This window comes from Kineococcus indalonis, assembly GCF_009906395.1.
Classification (GTDB): domain Bacteria; phylum Actinomycetota; class Actinomycetes; order Actinomycetales; family Kineococcaceae; genus Kineococcus; species Kineococcus indalonis.
Window position 1 is genome coordinate 1 of record NZ_JAAALM010000922.1, and the last position, 812, is coordinate 812.

The 812-nt window shown below is 78.8% G+C and carries 2 protein-coding genes; one reads left to right on the forward strand and one right to left on the reverse strand.

All coding sequences use genetic code 11. The features are described 5' to 3' along the window. Nucleotides 1-60 precede the first annotated feature (60 nt). Entirely contained in the window at nt 61-402 is a 342-nt protein-coding gene (locus GTR00_RS25295; protein ID WP_166613600.1) for a thiamine-binding protein, read from the forward strand. 30 nt (nt 403-432) lie between these two features. Here the strand turns inward: GTR00_RS25295 and GTR00_RS21965 are convergent. Beyond that, nucleotides 433-812 (reverse strand): DoxX family protein (locus tag GTR00_RS21965; RefSeq protein ID WP_166613601.1); only part of this gene is annotated, 380 nt, incomplete at its 5' end.

An 812-nucleotide genomic window follows, 5' to 3' on the forward strand; every position in this document is an offset into this window, starting at 1 on the left:
CACCGAGTCCGGGGCACCCCCCTCGGACGCCGGGCGGGCCGCGCGCCTAGCGTGGGCGGCGTGCTCGTCGCCTTCTCCGTCTCCCCGTCCGGCGGCCCCGCGCCCGAGGGGGGTGCCCCGGACTCGGTGAGCGCCGCCGTCGCCGACGCGGTCCTGGTGGTGCGCTCCTCGGGCCTGCCGCACCGCACCGACGCGATGTTCACCACCGTGGAGGGCACCTGGGAGCAGTGCATGGACGTGGTGCGCCGCGCGTGCGAGGCGGTGGGCCGGCACGGCCCGCGGGTGTCGCTGGTGCTCAAGGCGGACGTGCGCCCCGGCCACGAGGGCGAGCTGACGGGCAAGCTGGAGCGGCTGGAGGCCGCGGTGGAGCGCGCGCAGGGCGAGGCCGGCCGCGGGCAGTGAGCCGCCCGCGGCGCGACCGGCCCGCCGGGCTCAGCGCCGCCGGGCGCCGTCCAGGGAGAAGCGGCCCGCGCCGGTGAACAGCAGCAGCAGGCCCACGCCGCCGAGCAGCAGCGCGTTCTCGCCGTTGACCTGACCCTCGACGAGGAAGCCCTGCGGGGCGTGCACGAGCAGCCACACCCCGGCCATCTGCAGGGCGAGCAGGCCGCCGGCGAGGCGGGTGAGCAGCCCCAGCAGCAGCAGGGCGCCCAGGCCCACCTCCCCGAGGATCACCAGCCAGCCCGCGACGTCGGGGGCGGGCACGCCGAGGCCGGCGGCCATCCCGGTCGCGCCGGCGGGGTCGAGCAGCTTGGGCACGCCGTGCACGAGCAGCAGGGCGCCGGCGACGAGGCGGACCAGGAGCAGGCCCGTGC